Source organism: Mycolicibacter terrae (assembly GCF_010727125.1).
Lineage (GTDB): Bacteria > Actinomycetota > Actinomycetes > Mycobacteriales > Mycobacteriaceae > Mycobacterium > Mycobacterium terrae.
Genome location: NZ_AP022564.1, coordinates 3676694 through 3691024, shown reverse-complemented (window position 1 = coordinate 3691024; position 14331 = coordinate 3676694). Strand labels below are relative to the sequence as shown.

Genomic DNA, 14331 nt, shown 5'->3' with positions numbered 1-14331 from the left:
TCATGCGTCGACCTCCTCGGCGCCGACATCGCCCGCTGAGGAGGGTGGAACCGGCTGCGGTGCAATAACTTCAAGGCCGTCGGTCATGTGCTTGCCCCAGTCGGCGGTCACATTGGTGTGATCGACCGGGACTTTGCGGGACTGCAGCCAGATCAGCGTCGCCACTCCCACCAGCACGACCAGCCCGGCGATGGTGCCCGGGTAGCCGCCGATGGTGTGGACCAGTCGGTAGGTGAGCGCCCCGATGGCGCCGGCCATCGGGAGGGTGATCAGCCAGGCGGTCGCCATCCGGCGGGCCACCGTCCAGCGCACGTCGGCGCCGGGTTTGCCCAGCCCCGAACCCATCACCGACCCGGTCACCACCTGCGTGGTCGACAGTGAGTAGCCGAAATGGCTGGACAGCAAAATGATGGCCGCCGACGACGATTCGGCCGCCATGCCCTGCGGTGGCTCGATGTCCACCAGCCCCTTGCCCAGGGTCCGGATCACCCGCCAGCCGCCGAAGTAGGTGCCGGCGGCCATCGCCAGCGCACAGCACACGATCACCCACAGTGGCGGCATCACGTCGGTCTTGCGGGCGGCACCATAGGAGATCAGCGCCAGAAAGATGACGCCCATCGTCTTCTGGGCGTCGTTGGTGCCGTGGGCCAGCGACATCAGAGCGGCCGAGAAGACTTGGCCGCGACGGAATTCCCGCCGGGTGCGCCGCGGGGAGACGTCACGGGTCAGCCGGTAGACCAGCCGGGTTCCGACGGTGGCGACCAGGGTGGCGGCCAGCACCGCTATCACGGTGGGCACCAACACCTTCGACACCACACCGTCCCAGCGCACACCGGCCCCGCCGGCCGCGGCCATCATCGCCCCGACCACCCCGCCGATCAGTGCGTGTGAGGAGCTCGACGGTATTCCGAGCAGCCAGGTCAGCAGGTTCCACACGATGCCGCCCACCAGGCCGCCGAACATGACCTCCAGCGTCACCAGATGCGTGACCACCAGGTCCTTGGCGATCGTCGCGGCCACCTGTGTCGACAGGAAGGCGCCGACGAGATTCAGCGTGGCGCACAGCGTCACTGCGGTTTTCGGTTTGAGCGCACCACTGGCGATTCCGGTGGCAACGGCGTTGCCGGTGTCGTGGAAGCCGTTGGTGAAGTCGAAGGCCAGGGCGGTGATCACGACCGTGATCAACAAGAACAGCTCCAAGGTCACCGGGAGAAGTTTTGCAGCCGCACGCCCGCGTTGTCGAACCGGGTTACTTCGGCTTCGCCCCGAGCAGGTACCAGCCGAAGTGATGGCCCAGGAAGTCGCGGGCGATGAACAGCACCCCGATGACGACCACGACCAGCACCGCCAGGAAGATCGCCCAGCTGAGCGCGATCAGCACCGAGCGCTTCGCGTTCACGGTGCCATCAGTGCTCGCGGGGACATTGTTGCCGACCGCGTTGACCCGCACCCCGACCGCGAACAGCGCCGGCAATGCCCCGCCGACCAGCAGCCCGAACACCAGGATTTTGAGGGTCGCGGCGTAGTTGAACCACGCGGTCATGACCGGACGACTTCGCGCGCGGCGGGTTGGTCGCCGGTGACGATGGTCAGCTGCGGCACCTCGGGGTCGGGTTCGAACGCCGTCCGCAGCGCCTGCTCGACCAGCGGGCTCTGCGCCGGGGCCGGCACGTGAGCGTCGATGTCGGTGAGACCGCCGGTGAGGCTGCCTTCCCACTCGGCGTTGACGTTGTGGTGGTCGATGCGCGCCCGCCGCGAGCGCAGCCAGATCGCCAGCACCGCGGTGATCAGCATCGCCACGCCGACGGAGATCCCCAGGTAGCCGCCGATGCCGTGCACGATGCCGTACGCGCCGGCGCCGACACCGCCGGCCATCGGCAGCGTCACCAGCCAGGCCGACACCATCCGGCCGGCTACCGCCCAGCGCACCTGGGCGCCCGGCTTGCCGACACCGCTGCCCAGCACCGAGCCGGTGGCGACCTGGGTGGTGGACAGCGAGTAGCCGAAGTGGCTGGACAGCAGGATGACCGCGGCGGCGGCCGACTCGGCGGCCATGCCCTGTGGGGGCTTGATCTCGACCAGGCCCTTGCCCAGGGTGCGGATGATGCGCCAGCCGCCGGTGTAGGTGCCGGCCGCCATCGCGAGCGCGCAACTGACGATCACCCACAGCGGCGGCAGCGTCGCCGACGTGCTCACCGCGCCGTAGGACATCAAGGCCAGGAAGATCACGCCCATGGTCTTCTGCGCGTCGTTGGTGCCGTGCGCCAGCGAGACCAGTGCGGCCGAGCCGATCTGGCCGCGCTGGAACACCTTCTCGGCATGCTTCTCGTCGACGTTGCGGGTGATGCGGTAGACCAGCCAGGTGCCGACCGTGGCGATGAGGGCGGCGATCACGGTGGCGACCACCGCCGGGACCAGCACCTTGGAGACCACGCCACTCCAGATCACCCCGTGGGCGCCGACGGCGGCGATCATCGCCCCCACGATGCCACCGATCAGGGCGTGTGAGGAACTGGACGGGATTCCCAGCAGCCAGGTCAGCAGGTTCCAGACGATGCCGCCGACCAGACCGGCGAAGACCAGCTCCAGGCTCACCAGGTGGGCGTCGACCAGGCCCTTGGCGATCGTCGCCGCGACCGCGGTCGACAGGAATGCTCCGATCAGGTTCAAGCACGCCGAGAGGGTGACCGCGGCCTTGGGCTTGAGCGCACCACTGGCGATCGATGTCGCCATCGCGTTGCCGGTGTCATGAAAGCCGTTGGTGAAGTCGAAGGCGAGCGCCGTGACCACCACGATGATCAAAAGGAACAGATCAAGGCTCACGAGAGCATCACAGCGCCAATTCTGGCGGGCGGGGGTGCCGTTGTCTAACGATCACGCTCGCGAAACGCCGGTGTACTTCGAGACGTTTTCAACTGTTCGCCTGCCGTTAACTTTCCGGTTTTGCACGTTTGTCCTGGCGGGCATCCCGCCGTAGCGGGTGATCAGCGGGAACCTCCACGAAAATCAGGGTGATGCCGTCGGGGTCAGTGACATGCATCTCATGCAATCCCCACGGTTCCCGGCGGGCGGTGCGGGCGATTGCGACGCCGCGGCTCTCCAGCTCGGACTGGGTGGCGGCGACATCGCGCACCTGCAGCCACAGGGCCCCCGGAAACGGTGCGTCGGCGCTCTCCGGGTTGCCGTGCCCGGCAAGCTCGATCAGCGACTGTCCGGCGTAGAACACCATCCCGGCGCCGTAGTCGCGGGCGATCGCCAGTCCGAGCTCGTCGCGGTAGAACCGCAGCGAGCGTTGGTAGTCGGCCGGTCGGAGCAGCACCCGGCTGGCCAGGATCTCCATGACCTCGTGTCTATCACGTACCGCGTTGCATGACCGTGGTGACCAGGCCCGGCGCCATCACGTCCAGGGCACGCGCGGTCACCGCGATCCGCGGGGCGATCCGTACCGGCCGGCTGCGCGCCGCGGTGATCATCCATTCGGCTGCCTCGTGTGCCGTCAGCGCGGGCCGGTTCCGGAACGCCTTGGTCGGCGCGATCATCGGGGTCGCCACCAGCGGGTAGTACAGCGTGGTGGAATGCACACCTTTGCCGGCCCACTCGGTTTCGATGACGCGGCTGACCGCCGACAGCGCCGTCTTGGAGGCGTTGTACACCGCGAACAGCGGTGAGGCCTCGGTCATCACGCCCCAGGTGGCGACGTTGATGATGTGCCCGTCGCCGCGCTCGAACATGCCCGGCGCGATCGCGCGGATCAGCCGCAGCGGCGAGTAGTAGTTCAGCGTCATGGTCCGCTCGACGTCGTGCCAGCGGTCCAGTGATTCGGCCAGCGGTCGCCGGATGGACCGGCCGGCGTTGTTGACCAGGATGTCCACCCCGCCGAGCCGCTTTTCGACGTCGGCGGCCAGCGCGTCCACGGCGTCCATGTCGGACAGGTCGCACGCGATCGCGATCGCGTTGCCGCCGGTGGCGGTGATCCGGCCCACCACCTCGTCGAGCAGGTCCTTGCGCCGGGCCGCGGCTACCACGGTTGCGCCCTGGGCGGCGAACAGTTCGGCCGCGGCCTCGCCGATGCCCGACGATGCGCCAGTGAGCAGCACCCGCTTGCCGCGCAGCTCGACCGGTTTGGCCAGCGGTCGATACGCCAGTAGCTGCGGCGCGACGGGCGGGCGCATCGCGGCCAGGGCGACCGCCTCGGTCAGGCGGCGTAAAGGGCTTTTGCTCATGGATAGACACTCTATGCGGGGTGCCGGATGCGTCGAGCCTGTAGTTGCCGCGAAGCCCACTCGCACTTCTTGACGCCAACCGCAGCCTCGGCGAAGCGCCCGCTCAGAAGTAGCGCGGGAATGAGCTCCAGTCCGGGTCGCGCTTCTGCAGGAACGCATCGCGGCCCTCGACGGCCTCGTCGGTCATGTAGGCCAGCCGGGTGGCCTCGCCGGCGAACAGCTGCTGGCCCACCAGCCCGTCGTCGAGCAGGTTGAAGGCGAACTTCAACATGCGTTGGGCCTGAGGTGATTTGCCATTGATCTCCCTGGCCCACTGCACGCCGGTGGCCTCCAGTTCGGCGTGGTCGACCACCTCGTTGACCGCGCCCATGGCGTGCATCTGCTCGGCGGTGTAGGCCCGGCCCAGAAAGAAGACTTCGCGGGCGAACTTCTGGCCCACCTGCCGGGCCAGATACGCCGAGCCGTACCCGCCGTCGAAGCTGCCGACGTCGGCGTCGGTCTGCTTGAACCTCGCGTGCTCGCGGCTGGCCAGGGTCAGGTCGCACACCACGTGCAGGCTGTGCCCGCCGCCGGCCGCCCAACCGTTGACCAGGGCGATCACCGGCTTGGGCATGAACCGGATCAGCCGTTGCACCTCCAGAATGTGCAGGCGCCCGGCCCGGGCGGCATCGACGGTGTCGGCGGTCTCTCCCGAGGCGTACTGGTAGCCGCTGCGGCCGCGGATGCGTTGGTCGCCGCCGGAGCAGAACGCCCAGCCGCCGTCCTTGGCCGACGGCCCGTTGCCGGTCAGCAGCACCACGCCGACGTCCGAAGACATCCGGGCGTGATCGAGCGCCTGGTACAGCTCGTCGACGGTGTGCGGGCGAAACGCGTTGCGCACCTCGGGGCGGTTGAACGCCACCCGCACCGTGGCGTCGGTGACGTGGCGGTGGTAGGTGATGTCGGTCAGATCGGCGAAGCCGTCCACCGGCCGCCAAATGCTCTCGTCAAACGGGTTGCTGCTCAAGGCTGGTGAACTCCATTCTGGATCGGCTCGAAGCGGAACACCGGGCACACCCCGGCGAGTGCTTCGAACTCCTCGGGGCGCCCGTGGGTGATCAGTCCGGATCGTTTCATGAAGCCGACACCGGTGGGCACCTCACTCGGCCAGAGGCGCAGCAGCGGCCGTGCCTCGTCGACGCCGAGCTCGACGATCCGCACTCGCTCACGACGCCGGCCGCGGGCCACGGTGGCCTGCCCGGCCGCGCGCACATTGGCCACCCAGTCCGCGCCCGGGAAACCGCCGACGACGTATTCGACGCCGTCGACGAGCATCGGGGTGACCGGTGTCGAGCGGGGCTGCCCGGACTTGCGGCCCGGCACCGTCAGCACGACCGGGCTCTCGCCGCCGAACCGCAAACCCAGCCGGGACATCTGGATGAAGATCTTGTTCGCCGGCTTCAGCCACCATGGCGGTCGGACCGGCTTGCCCCTGCTCACACCGCGACGGTACCCGGCGGCGAGGTCAGGTCGCCGAGGCTTCCCGAAGCGCTTCGCGCAGGCTCGCGGCGTAATCCGGGCCCTGCCCCGGGGCGGTGACGGCATCCAGGCGGGCGATGGCGTCGTCGCTGAGCACGATGTCGGCCACCGCCATGTTCTGCTCCAGATGCGCGATCGATCCGGTGCCCGGGATCAGCAAGGTGTTCGCCGAGGTGGTCAGCAGCCAGGCCAGGCCGATCTGGGCCGGGGTGGCGCCGAGGTCGCCGGCGATCTCACGGACTGTCTCGTTGTCGGTGACCTTCGGTAAGCCGGGGAACGCCGAGCCCAGCGGGAAGTAGGGCACCCAGGCGATGCCTTCGTCGGCGCAGAAGTCCAGCGTCTCCTCCTGCGAGCGGTCCAGCAGGCTGTAGGCGTTCTGCACGCACACGATCCCGGCCGGCAGCGCCCGCTGCACCACATCCAGGCCCACACTGCTGATGCCGATCGCGGCGATCTTGCCCTCGTCGCGCAGCGCGATCATCTCGGCCAGCTGATCGTCGAGGTCGACGTTCTGGTCGCCCTCGGGGACCGGTGCGGGCCCCAGGTCGTAGCGCCGCAGGTTGACCACCGACATGGTGTCCAGCCCCAGTTGGCGCAGGTCGTTTTCGACGGCGGCGCGTAGTTCGGCCGGTTTCTGGGCGGCGGTCAGCGGAACGGGGCCGACGCCGGTGTAGGCGGCGCCGACCTTGCTGACGATGACGAGGTCGTCGCGGTAGGGCGCGAGCGCCGTGCGGATGCGGTGGTTGACCTCGCCGCCGGCGTAGAACGACGCGGTGTCGATGTGGTTGACGCCGAGTTCCAGGGCGCGGTGCAGCACCGCCACGGCGTCCTCGTCTGCGATTCTCTCGTCGAGCTGCATGGCGCCGTAGCCGATGCGCGCCACCTGCTGTGTGCCGATGCGGCCGGAGCCGCCGGGCGGGATCTGGTCGGTCATGGTGCTCCTGTCAGCGGGAAGTGAGACACTGGTGGTTAGCGGAGGACCCTCCGCTTGGTCAGCGTAGCAGAAACGGAGGTTCCTCCGCTTTGGCCGGGAAATGTCGTGCCGATGCGCGCCGCAACCGCGAGCGGCTCCTGGCCGCCGCCGCCGCGGCGTTCGGCGGCTCCGACGGGAGCCCGGTGCCGCTGGAGTCGATCGCCCGCGACGCCGGGGTGGGGATCGGCACGCTCTACCGGCACTTTCCCAATCGCGAGGCGTTGGTCGAGGCCGTCTACCGCGCCGAGCTGGGCGACGTCGCGGCGATGGCCGAAAAGCTGCTCGCGGGCCACCCGCCCAAGGTCGCGCTGCGGCGCTGGATGGATCGCTACGCCGCCTTCGTCGCGGCCAAGCGCGGCATGGCGGAATCGCTGCGGGCCGTCGTCGAGTCCGGTGCGATGGAGCCCAATGAGACCCGCGAGCGCATCGTCGGTGCGGTCGATCTGCTGTTGCGGACCGGCGCCGAGGACGGCAGCCTGCGCGCGGACGTGCGGGCCGACGATGTGGTGTCGAATTTGATCGGCATCTTCTTGACCAGCGCCTCACCCGAGCAGACCGGGCGCCTGCTGGACCTGTTGGTCGCCGGAGTGGCCGCCACCGCATGAACCCGTGGCTACGGTGGGGACGATGACCATCGACGTGTGGATGCAGCACCCGACCCGCCGTTTCCTGGCCGACGACATGCTGGCGTCCCTGCGGCGCTGGACCGGCGGGGCGATGCCCGATCAGGAGATCCCGATCGAGGCCACCGTGTCCGCGATGGACTCCGCCGGGGTGGATTTCGGCTTGCTCAGTGCGTGGCGCGGCCCCAACGGCATGGATCTGGTGTCCAACGACGAGGTCGCCGAATGGGTTCGGGCGCACCCGAGCCGGTTCGCCGGCCTGGCCACCGTCGACCTGGATCGCCCGATGGAGGCCGTCCGCGAGCTGCGCCGCCGGATTCGCGACGATGGGTTCGTCGGCCTGCGGGTGGTGCCCTGGTTGTGGAATGCCCCGCCCACCGACCGGCGCTATTACCCGCTGTTCGCCGAGTGCGTCGAACTCGGGGTGCCGTTCTGCACCCAGGTCGGCCACACCGGTCCGCTGCGACCGTCGGAGACCGGGCGCCCGATTCCCTACATCGACCAAGTGGCGCTGGACTTTCCAGAACTGGTCGTCGTGTGCGGGCACGTCGGCTATCCCTGGACCGAGGAGATGGTAGCGGTCGCCCGCAAGCACGAGAACGTCTACATCGACACCTCGGCTTACACCACCAAACGGTTGCCCGACGAGCTGATCAGGTTCATGAAAACCCGAACGGGACAAGGAAAAGTGTTGTTCGGCACCAACTATCCGATGATCATGCACGATCACGCGCTGGACGGTCTGGACGACGTCGGCCTCGATGGCGCTGCGCGGGCGGACTATCTGCACGGCAATGCCGCGCGGGTGTTCAAGCTGGAGATCGGAAGCTCGTGCGAATAACCGCCTTCCACTGTCCAGTCGCATATACAGGTGACTGGCGGAACCGCCATTAACCTTGCTAGCGTCCTGCTCCAGAGCTCCAACGGAGGTGCGAGCATGGCTTCGGTACCGATTGATCCCGCGAAGCTATCGGTTGATCCCGCGCAGTTGCACGCCCACGCCTCGCGGGTGGCCGCCGCGACCGAGGTGTCACGCACGTTCGCGGCCCGACACGCCGGCTACGTGGGTGACTGCGCCGCGGCCTGGGCCGGGTCCTCCGCGGAAGCCCTGGCCGAGTTGAGCGCGCACTGGAAGTCCGCCGACGCGCGGTTGCACGGGCGGGTGCACGCGTTCGCCGAGGCCATCCGTGAGGGCGGTCGTCGCTATACGGCGATGGAGCAGGAGCACGCCGGGAGGTTCACCGTGCTCGTTCCCAGAGAATCCGGCGCTTCCTAGCGGATGACGATCACTACCGACGGCATCGAGAAGTGGAACCTCGAAACTCTGGACACGGTGTTCGAGATCGCCACGGAACGCGCCGCACGCAAGGCCGACTTCGGTGCAGCGTTAGGCGACACCGGCAGCGGACTCAAGGAGTGGGAAGGTCGCGGCGGCGACGCGTTCCGCCAAGAGTTGGGCAAGCACCGGGCGGACATTGCCGATCACCAGAGTGAGGCGACGGCGATCGCCAACGCCTTCTGCACCGCTCGGGCTGAGGTCTCGGCCTGCAAGACGGAGTGGATCTCGATCAAATCGGCTGCGGCGAGCAATAATTGGGCGATCAGTCCCGATGGATGGTTGAGCGGACACGTCGCCGAGACGAAGCGCAACGACTTTGACGCGCTCCAACGTCGGCTGACCAAGCTGATGGCCGACGCAAGCAGGACGGACCAGGATCTGGCCACCGCCATCCGGGCAGTAGTCGGCGACACCAGAGTCACCGCGGACGGTCGCGCGATATTCGGCCCGCCGATGCCGACCGACGCAACGAAGGCGCCGGCCGAGCAGGCGCTGCCGACCGACGCGCGGAGGGCGAATGACGCCTCCGGCGATCCGGCGGCTGGAAGCCTGCCCTGGCTGTTGAGCCAGGCGAAGCAGGGCGGTGGGCCCGTCCCCCCAGTCCCGTTGAACCCCAAGGACGTCGAGGGCTTCAAAGTAGCTGCTAGGCAGGTGCTGGCCAACGACGGTGTTCCGGCGGATCAGATCGAGGCGCGGATCAATGCGGCCGTGGTCGCCGCCCAGCAGCCGCTGCCGCGATTTATCCCCCCTGCACCGCAACGCGGACCGGCACCCGGATTCGGCGACGGATTCGGTGACCGGTGGCGCGCCACCGAACAAGGCGTCAAGAATCTGCTGGGACAGGGCGGACCGGGCGCCCCCGGTGTGCTGGAATCCTGGGGCGGAATGGCCAAAGGCATTGGCAGTGCCATGATCAACCCCGTCGGTGCAGGCGTCGCAGAAGTCAAAGACGCCATCAACTCGCCGAGTCTTCCGTACTACCTCGGAGAAAAGACCTTCGATGCCGGCTCCGCCGCGGTCACCCTTCCGTTCGCTGGTGAGGGTGCCATGGTTCGGGCGGGGCTCGGCGACATCGGCCCCGGCGTGCTCGACACCGGGCCAGCCGTTTCGTCGTACGCGGAGGTCGGTCTCGATACCCCGGCCGCCTATCACCCCTGGGCAAAAGGTTCGGCCACGGACCTCAATCATGCAAGTCTGCACGGAGGGCCGACCGCAGGTCTCAGCCAGGAAGTCGCCGATATGTCGACCCACTACGTCGGCCCCAATCCGGACCGGGTCGTCCTGGGTAGATTCGACGGTCAAGACGGTGGCTACATCGGTGAGGCCAGGGACAACGGCGGCATCTACTTTGACACCGGGAGTCCGACATGGGACGCGCTTGCCGGTGGGCTCGGCACGTCCCAAGCGGACAACCTTGCGTGGCAAGTAAACGAACAGTTCCTGCTTACCCAAATGGAAAGCGGCGTATCCCGCATCGAATACGTCCTTAGTGAGGAATGTCCCTCACTGGAGTCCGTTCTTGTGAAGTTTCCAGACTCGTTCTCCGCGAGAGAGATTGAGTTCCTGGTAGAGAACGCGCCAGAGTACGGCTACCAGCGAGTTGGCAACGCATGGGTGAAGGGTTGATGTTGGTAAACGAATTCATAGAAGAAGTCCGGAGAATTGTGGATCCTTTCCTGTCGGGACTGGGTTTTGCTGTCGAAGAGGTTGATGAGATCGTTGACGAGGGGGGGCTGACGAGCTCGGTTGCTTATTACCGAGGCCCTGACTGCAAAATCCAGGTCTACCACTCTTCGCGCGAGGGGGAAATCAATGCGATGATTGCTCCCTTCGACGCACCGAATGAGCTTGGCGTCTACGGCCGATCCAAAAAGTGGCACCACCTCAGCGATTTCGCCGACACAGCTGATCTTCCGCTAGAGGAGCTCGTGCGGAAACTTCGCGAGGAGCGCGCATCCTGTGACACTACTCCGAAAAGGCTCGAATGGCTTACTCGACGCATCGCCCAGGATTTCGATGCTGCGCGTACGGCTATCCTGGAGGGTCAATAAAGTGATTCCTCCATCAGGAGGTAGATCCGGAGAACTTCAGGCCGAGATCGATCGGCTGGCCGATAAGTTCGGCGTTCGTTCCATCCCAGTCGGACTGCGGACTAACCACGGACTAAACGTTTTCGTCGCGGACGATGGCTCGTACCACCATTCGTTTTGCGAACGTGGGAACCTCGGCTTCGAAGTATTATGATCTGCGCTACTGGTATTGCACTGACATCGTCACAGATGAAGCCGCGAAAAAAATCGGCGATCGCGCGGAGCGCTTCAAGTACGAATACGAGTGGCTCAGCGATCTTGATGGCGCCTGGACCAAGAGGCGAGTTCGTGAACTTGCCGCCATGTTTCGCAATGGGCAGCCGCAAGACATCGCCCTGCTCCCGGACATCGGCGAACCGCTGTGACCTGACCTCGCCCGACCAGAGCGGCCGCCTGCTGGATCTGTTGGTCATCGGCGCGGCCCCACGGGGTTGACCGCGCCAGTGGGCAATTTGCCAGCAACCCTGCCTGGCCGAACCGACCCGCTAATATTAGGCAAGGTTAGCCTAATCCGGGGGGCTTAGGCGTTAGTGCCGGGGGGAAATCGGTGGGCGCTGTACTGGGGATATCGCTGACGGCGACGCGCGCGGGCCTGGTTGTTCTCGAAGGGGTCGGGGCCGATGCGCGGACGGTGATACGCGATGCGGTCGCTGTGTCTGCGGGAGGACTGGATGTTGTTGTGGCCGCCGTCGCGCAGGTTGCGCGCACCGCAGCGAGCCGCGGCTACTCGGTGCAGGCCGCTGGGCTGACCAGCACGACTGACGCCGAACAGTATGCGTTGGACTTGGCAGGGCTGTTAGCCGATTCGGACATCGCAGAGATCGTGATGTTCGAGCCGGCCGACGCTGTGGCGGCGCTGGCCGAGGTGGTCGCCTCGAGCAGACGATCTCAGCGCGCGACCGTCAGCCTGATCGCCGAGGACCAAACCATCGCGGTGCTGGCCGATGGCCGAGACGGTGTCCATCACACCGCCGTTTCCCAACACCACGACGACGACGCGGCGTTGGTATCGCTGGACCAACTCGTCGCCGACTGGGTACCGGGTGCTGTGTTCGTGATGGTCCCACATGCCCTAGTGACCGAAGGCTTTCCGGAGCGGCTTGAGCGCGCTCTCGCTCCGCGAATGATTGCGCTGATCGATGCCGAACTGGGATTGGCCCGCGGGGCGGCGCTCACTTCCGGAAACGCTGGTTTCGTCGGCGTCGTTGTCGATGAGCCGACTGTTCCTGTGCGACAACGGCTCCGCCGCGCTGATGCGTTGCTGATCGCAGCCGTGGGGGTGACAGTGCTGGTCGCGGTGATGACGGTTGTGCTGGTGCGCGGGGCGCTGCTGGGAGGCGAATCGTCGCCGCACGTGAACAGCAGTGTCGGTGTCGCCGACAACGAGGATCAGCAGCTTCGGCCGGCCACGCCTCCGGCATCTTCCGCTGTGGCGCCGCCGGTTTCGATGGCGGACGAGGAATCCGCGGCGGGGCCACCGGTGTCGGCGCCGGAGCATGCAGAGCCACAATTCACTGAACCTGGTGAGGCGAGGCTCCGAAAGATGACCGAGCCGATGGCCGAATCGGGCCCGGCACCGGTCACACCGCCTGAAGCGGCTCCGGCGCCGTCGGCCGTCGAGGAGCCGGCGCCGTCGCCGATCCAGGATGCGATCACATTTGTGGAGCAGACCTTCGGCATCGATGTCGACAATGACGGCCTGATCGGAGGCCGCCCAGCAACGCCGGCGCCGGATCCCGACCACGCGGCCCCCGCCTAGCGCACCACACCGTCTGCCCGGCACCATAGACCGATGCCGCGCCTCGACGACATCCTCGACCGCCTGCATGTGGTGGCGTTGCCGATGCGGGTCAAATTCCGCGGCATCACCGTTCGCGAACTCGCCCTGATCGACGGACCGGCCGGCTGGGGGGAGTTCGGCGCCTTCCCCGAGTACGAACCGCCCGAGGCGGCACATTGGTTGGCCTCGGCGTTGGAAAGCGCCTACCACCAGCCGCCCGAGCCCATCCGCGACCGGATCCCGATCAACGCGACCGTGCCCGCCGTCGACGCCGGCCGGGTGCCGGAGGTGCTGGCACGGTTCCCCGGCGCGGAAACCGCCAAAGTCAAAGTCGCCGAACCCGGCCAGGCCCTGGCCGATGACGTCGCCCGCGTCGAGGCCGTGCGCGCCGTGATCCCCACCGTGCGGGTGGATGCCAACGGCGGCTGGAGCATCGAGCAGGCCGTGCAGGCGGCAAAGGCGTTGGGACCGCTGGAGTATCTGGAACAACCCTGCGCCACGGTCGCCGAGCTCGCCGAGCTGCGCCGCCGCATCGACACCCCGGTCGCCGCCGACGAGAGCATCCGCAAGGCCGAGGATCCGCTGGCCGTCGCCAAAGCCGGCGCCGCCGATATCGCCGTGCTCAAAGTCGCGCCGCTGGGCGGTATTTCACAGCTCCTGGCCATCGCCGCCCAGATCGGCATACCGGTGGTGATCTCCAGCGCGATCGACTCCGCGGTCGGTATAAGCACCGGGTTGCACGCCGCGGCCGCACTGCCGGACCTGCAGCACGCCTGCGGGCTGGGCACCGGATCGCTGTTCACCGACGATGTCGCAGAGACCCCACCGCAAACCGACGGCTACCTGCCGGTGCAGCCGATCACCCCGGACCCGGCACGGCTGCACGCCCTGGCGGCCCCCCCGGCAAGGCGGCAGTGGTGGATCGACCGGATCACGGCCTGCCATCGGCTGCTGGCCGTCTGAGTTTGCATCCGTCGAGTGTGCGGTTTGGCACGAAAAATCACCGAACTGCGTGCGAAACCGCACACTCGGCACGCTGTCCGCCGACAACTCAGACGCTGGGCAGCCGCGCGTCGATGCCGTTCGCGATCGTGACCGCTTCGTCGCTGACGTAGAGCTTGCACGCCAGCACGTCGATGGCGACGTTGTTGGCCACCCGCAGCGCCCGCTGGCACGACCATCCCGCGCTGTCGTCCTGGTGCTGGGTCATCCACACCGTGGAGTCGACGTCGGTGACCGTGTCGAACGTCCACGGCGTATCGCCGTAGCCGTTCTTGGTGGTCGTAAAGGACCGCTCGCCGCACAGCGCCCACCGCCGGGCGGTCGTGTCGAAGAAGCTCTGCGCATCGACCCGGTTGACGAACACCGTGGCCGCCTGGATGACGAAGTGGTCCAGCGCGGTTTCGGAGAGGGTCTGGACCATCGTGGCCGCCCAATTGGTGCCGGCGTAGACCGACTGCTCGGCGGGCATCCAGGCGACCATGCAGTCGAGGTCGGGGAATTGCCGGCCGGAGTCGAACATCCGTGAGCGGGAGTCTTTGACCCGCATACCGGCCGAGCCCATGATGTCGCTGACGGTGGAGGCCTCCAGCAGCAGGTCGGGCAGCATCGACGCCGCCACCGGCCGGGGTCCGTCGTGGTCGGCGGGCACCGCCCGGCCCTCGGTCACCCGCGAACACCCGGCCACGACGGCGCAGGCCAGCACCAGCGTGCAAGCCAACCCCGCGGTCCGTCTCCGCATCACCGTCCCCAGCTGCGCAGTTGCGATCCTGACACCATAAGGCG

At 67.4% G+C, this 14331-nt stretch carries 16 protein-coding genes and 1 pseudogene; 8 read left to right on the top strand and 9 right to left on the bottom strand.

Annotated elements, in window-relative coordinates:
- The 8 genes from G6N23_RS17490 to G6N23_RS17455 form a co-directional block, all read right to left on the bottom strand.
- Positions 1 to 1206: an inorganic phosphate transporter gene (locus tag G6N23_RS17490; protein ID WP_085259719.1), complete on the bottom strand. Its 1206-nt coding sequence runs from the start codon at positions 1204 to 1206 to the stop codon at positions 1 to 3.
- A gap of 43 nt (positions 1207 to 1249) precedes the next feature.
- A complete protein-coding gene (locus tag G6N23_RS17485; RefSeq protein ID WP_085259720.1) occupies positions 1250 to 1543 on the bottom strand; it encodes a hypothetical protein in 294 nt (97 codons plus the stop codon).
- Positions 1540 to 2823 (bottom strand): inorganic phosphate transporter, encoded by a 1284-nt coding sequence (locus G6N23_RS17480; RefSeq protein WP_085259721.1) that lies wholly within the window; start codon positions 2821 to 2823, stop codon positions 1540 to 1542. Before G6N23_RS17480 ends, G6N23_RS17485 begins: the two co-directional genes overlap by 4 nt.
- 106 nt (positions 2824 to 2929) lie before the next feature.
- Positions 2930 to 3340, bottom strand: a complete 411-nt coding sequence (locus tag G6N23_RS17475) for a VOC family protein (protein ID WP_085259722.1) — start codon at positions 3338 to 3340, stop codon at positions 2930 to 2932.
- Positions 3341 to 3353: 13 nt separating this feature from the next.
- A complete protein-coding gene (locus G6N23_RS17470; RefSeq protein WP_085259723.1) occupies positions 3354 to 4223 on the bottom strand; it encodes an SDR family oxidoreductase in 870 nt (289 codons plus the stop codon).
- A gap of 103 nt (positions 4224 to 4326) precedes the next feature.
- Positions 4327 to 5229, bottom strand: a complete 903-nt coding sequence (locus G6N23_RS17465) for a 1,4-dihydroxy-2-naphthoyl-CoA synthase (RefSeq protein ID WP_085259724.1) — start codon at positions 5227 to 5229, stop codon at positions 4327 to 4329.
- Positions 5226 to 5702: a nitroreductase family deazaflavin-dependent oxidoreductase gene (locus G6N23_RS17460; protein ID WP_085259725.1), complete on the bottom strand. Its 477-nt coding sequence runs from the start codon at positions 5700 to 5702 to the stop codon at positions 5226 to 5228. The genes G6N23_RS17465 and G6N23_RS17460 overlap by 4 nt, the downstream gene beginning before the upstream one ends.
- A gap of 25 nt (positions 5703 to 5727) precedes the next feature.
- Positions 5728 to 6675 carry an aldo/keto reductase gene (locus G6N23_RS17455; protein ID WP_085259726.1) on the bottom strand — a complete coding sequence of 316 codons (948 nt, stop codon included), beginning with the start codon at positions 6673 to 6675 and terminating at the stop codon, positions 5728 to 5730.
- 89 nt (positions 6676 to 6764) lie between these two features.
- On the opposite strand from G6N23_RS17455, the gene G6N23_RS17450 reads away from it, so the two are divergent.
- From G6N23_RS17450 to G6N23_RS17415, 8 genes and pseudogenes are all read left to right on the top strand, one after another.
- The gene (locus G6N23_RS17450) at positions 6765 to 7319 is read left to right on the top strand and encodes a TetR/AcrR family transcriptional regulator (RefSeq protein WP_085259727.1); all 555 of its coding nucleotides are present in this window, start codon (positions 6765 to 6767) and stop codon (positions 7317 to 7319) included.
- 22 nt (positions 7320 to 7341) lie between these two features.
- Positions 7342 to 8178, top strand: a complete 837-nt coding sequence (locus tag G6N23_RS17445; protein WP_085259728.1) for an amidohydrolase family protein — start codon at positions 7342 to 7344, stop codon at positions 8176 to 8178.
- 96 nt (positions 8179 to 8274) lie between these two features.
- Positions 8275 to 8613 carry a WXG100 family type VII secretion target gene (locus G6N23_RS17440; RefSeq protein ID WP_133055450.1) on the top strand — a complete coding sequence of 113 codons (339 nt, stop codon included), beginning with the start codon at positions 8275 to 8277 and terminating at the stop codon, positions 8611 to 8613.
- Positions 8614 to 8616: 3 nt separating this feature from the next.
- Entirely contained in the window at positions 8617 to 10302 is a 1686-nt protein-coding gene (locus G6N23_RS17435; RefSeq protein WP_085259730.1) for a hypothetical protein, read from the top strand.
- Positions 10287 to 10727, top strand: a complete 441-nt coding sequence (locus tag G6N23_RS17430; protein ID WP_133055451.1) for a hypothetical protein — start codon at positions 10287 to 10289, stop codon at positions 10725 to 10727. Before G6N23_RS17435 ends, G6N23_RS17430 begins: the two co-directional genes overlap by 16 nt.
- An 82-nt stretch (positions 10728 to 10809) precedes the next feature.
- A pseudogene (locus G6N23_RS17425) lies at positions 10810 to 11131 on the top strand (hypothetical protein).
- Positions 11132 to 11313: 182 nt separating this feature from the next.
- Positions 11314 to 12525 carry a DUF7159 family protein gene (locus tag G6N23_RS17420; protein ID WP_133055452.1) on the top strand — a complete coding sequence of 404 codons (1212 nt, stop codon included), beginning with the start codon at positions 11314 to 11316 and terminating at the stop codon, positions 12523 to 12525.
- A 33-nt stretch (positions 12526 to 12558) separates the two neighbouring features.
- A complete protein-coding gene (locus G6N23_RS17415; protein ID WP_085259733.1) occupies positions 12559 to 13509 on the top strand; it encodes an o-succinylbenzoate synthase in 951 nt (316 codons plus the stop codon).
- 88 nt (positions 13510 to 13597) lie between these two features.
- On the opposite strand, the gene G6N23_RS17410 is transcribed toward G6N23_RS17415, so the two are convergent.
- On the bottom strand, positions 13598 to 14287 hold the full coding sequence (locus tag G6N23_RS17410) for a sensor domain-containing protein (protein WP_234808505.1): 690 nt from the start codon (positions 14285 to 14287) through the stop codon (positions 13598 to 13600).
- Positions 14288 to 14331 lie beyond the last annotated feature (44 nt).

What these genes read in the sequence shown, in the direction of transcription:
- G6N23_RS17440 (WP_133055450.1), top strand. Translation starts at nt 8,275, where the DNA reads ATGGCTTCGGTACCGATTGATCCCGCGAAGCTATCGGTTGATCCCGCG.
- G6N23_RS17445 (WP_085259728.1), top strand. Translation starts at nt 7,342, where the DNA reads ATGACCATCGACGTGTGGATGCAGCACCCGACCCGCCGTTTCCTGGCC.
- G6N23_RS17415 (WP_085259733.1), top strand. Translation starts at nt 12,559, where the DNA reads ATGCCGCGCCTCGACGACATCCTCGACCGCCTGCATGTGGTGGCGTTG.
- G6N23_RS17470 (WP_085259723.1), bottom strand. Translation starts at nt 4,223, where the DNA reads ATGAGCAAAAGCCCTTTACGCCGCCTGACCGAGGCGGTCGCCCTGGCC.
- G6N23_RS17410 (WP_234808505.1), bottom strand. Translation starts at nt 14,287, where the DNA reads ATGCGGAGACGGACCGCGGGGTTGGCTTGCACGCTGGTGCTGGCCTGC.
- G6N23_RS17485 (WP_085259720.1), bottom strand. Translation starts at nt 1,543, where the DNA reads ATGACCGCGTGGTTCAACTACGCCGCGACCCTCAAAATCCTGGTGTTC.
- G6N23_RS17435 (WP_085259730.1), top strand. Translation starts at nt 8,617, where the DNA reads ATGACGATCACTACCGACGGCATCGAGAAGTGGAACCTCGAAACTCTG.
- G6N23_RS17455 (WP_085259726.1), bottom strand. Translation starts at nt 6,675, where the DNA reads ATGACCGACCAGATCCCGCCCGGCGGCTCCGGCCGCATCGGCACACAG.
- G6N23_RS17475 (WP_085259722.1), bottom strand. Translation starts at nt 3,340, where the DNA reads ATGGAGATCCTGGCCAGCCGGGTGCTGCTCCGACCGGCCGACTACCAA.
- G6N23_RS17430 (WP_133055451.1), top strand. Translation starts at nt 10,287, where the DNA reads ATGGGTGAAGGGTTGATGTTGGTAAACGAATTCATAGAAGAAGTCCGG.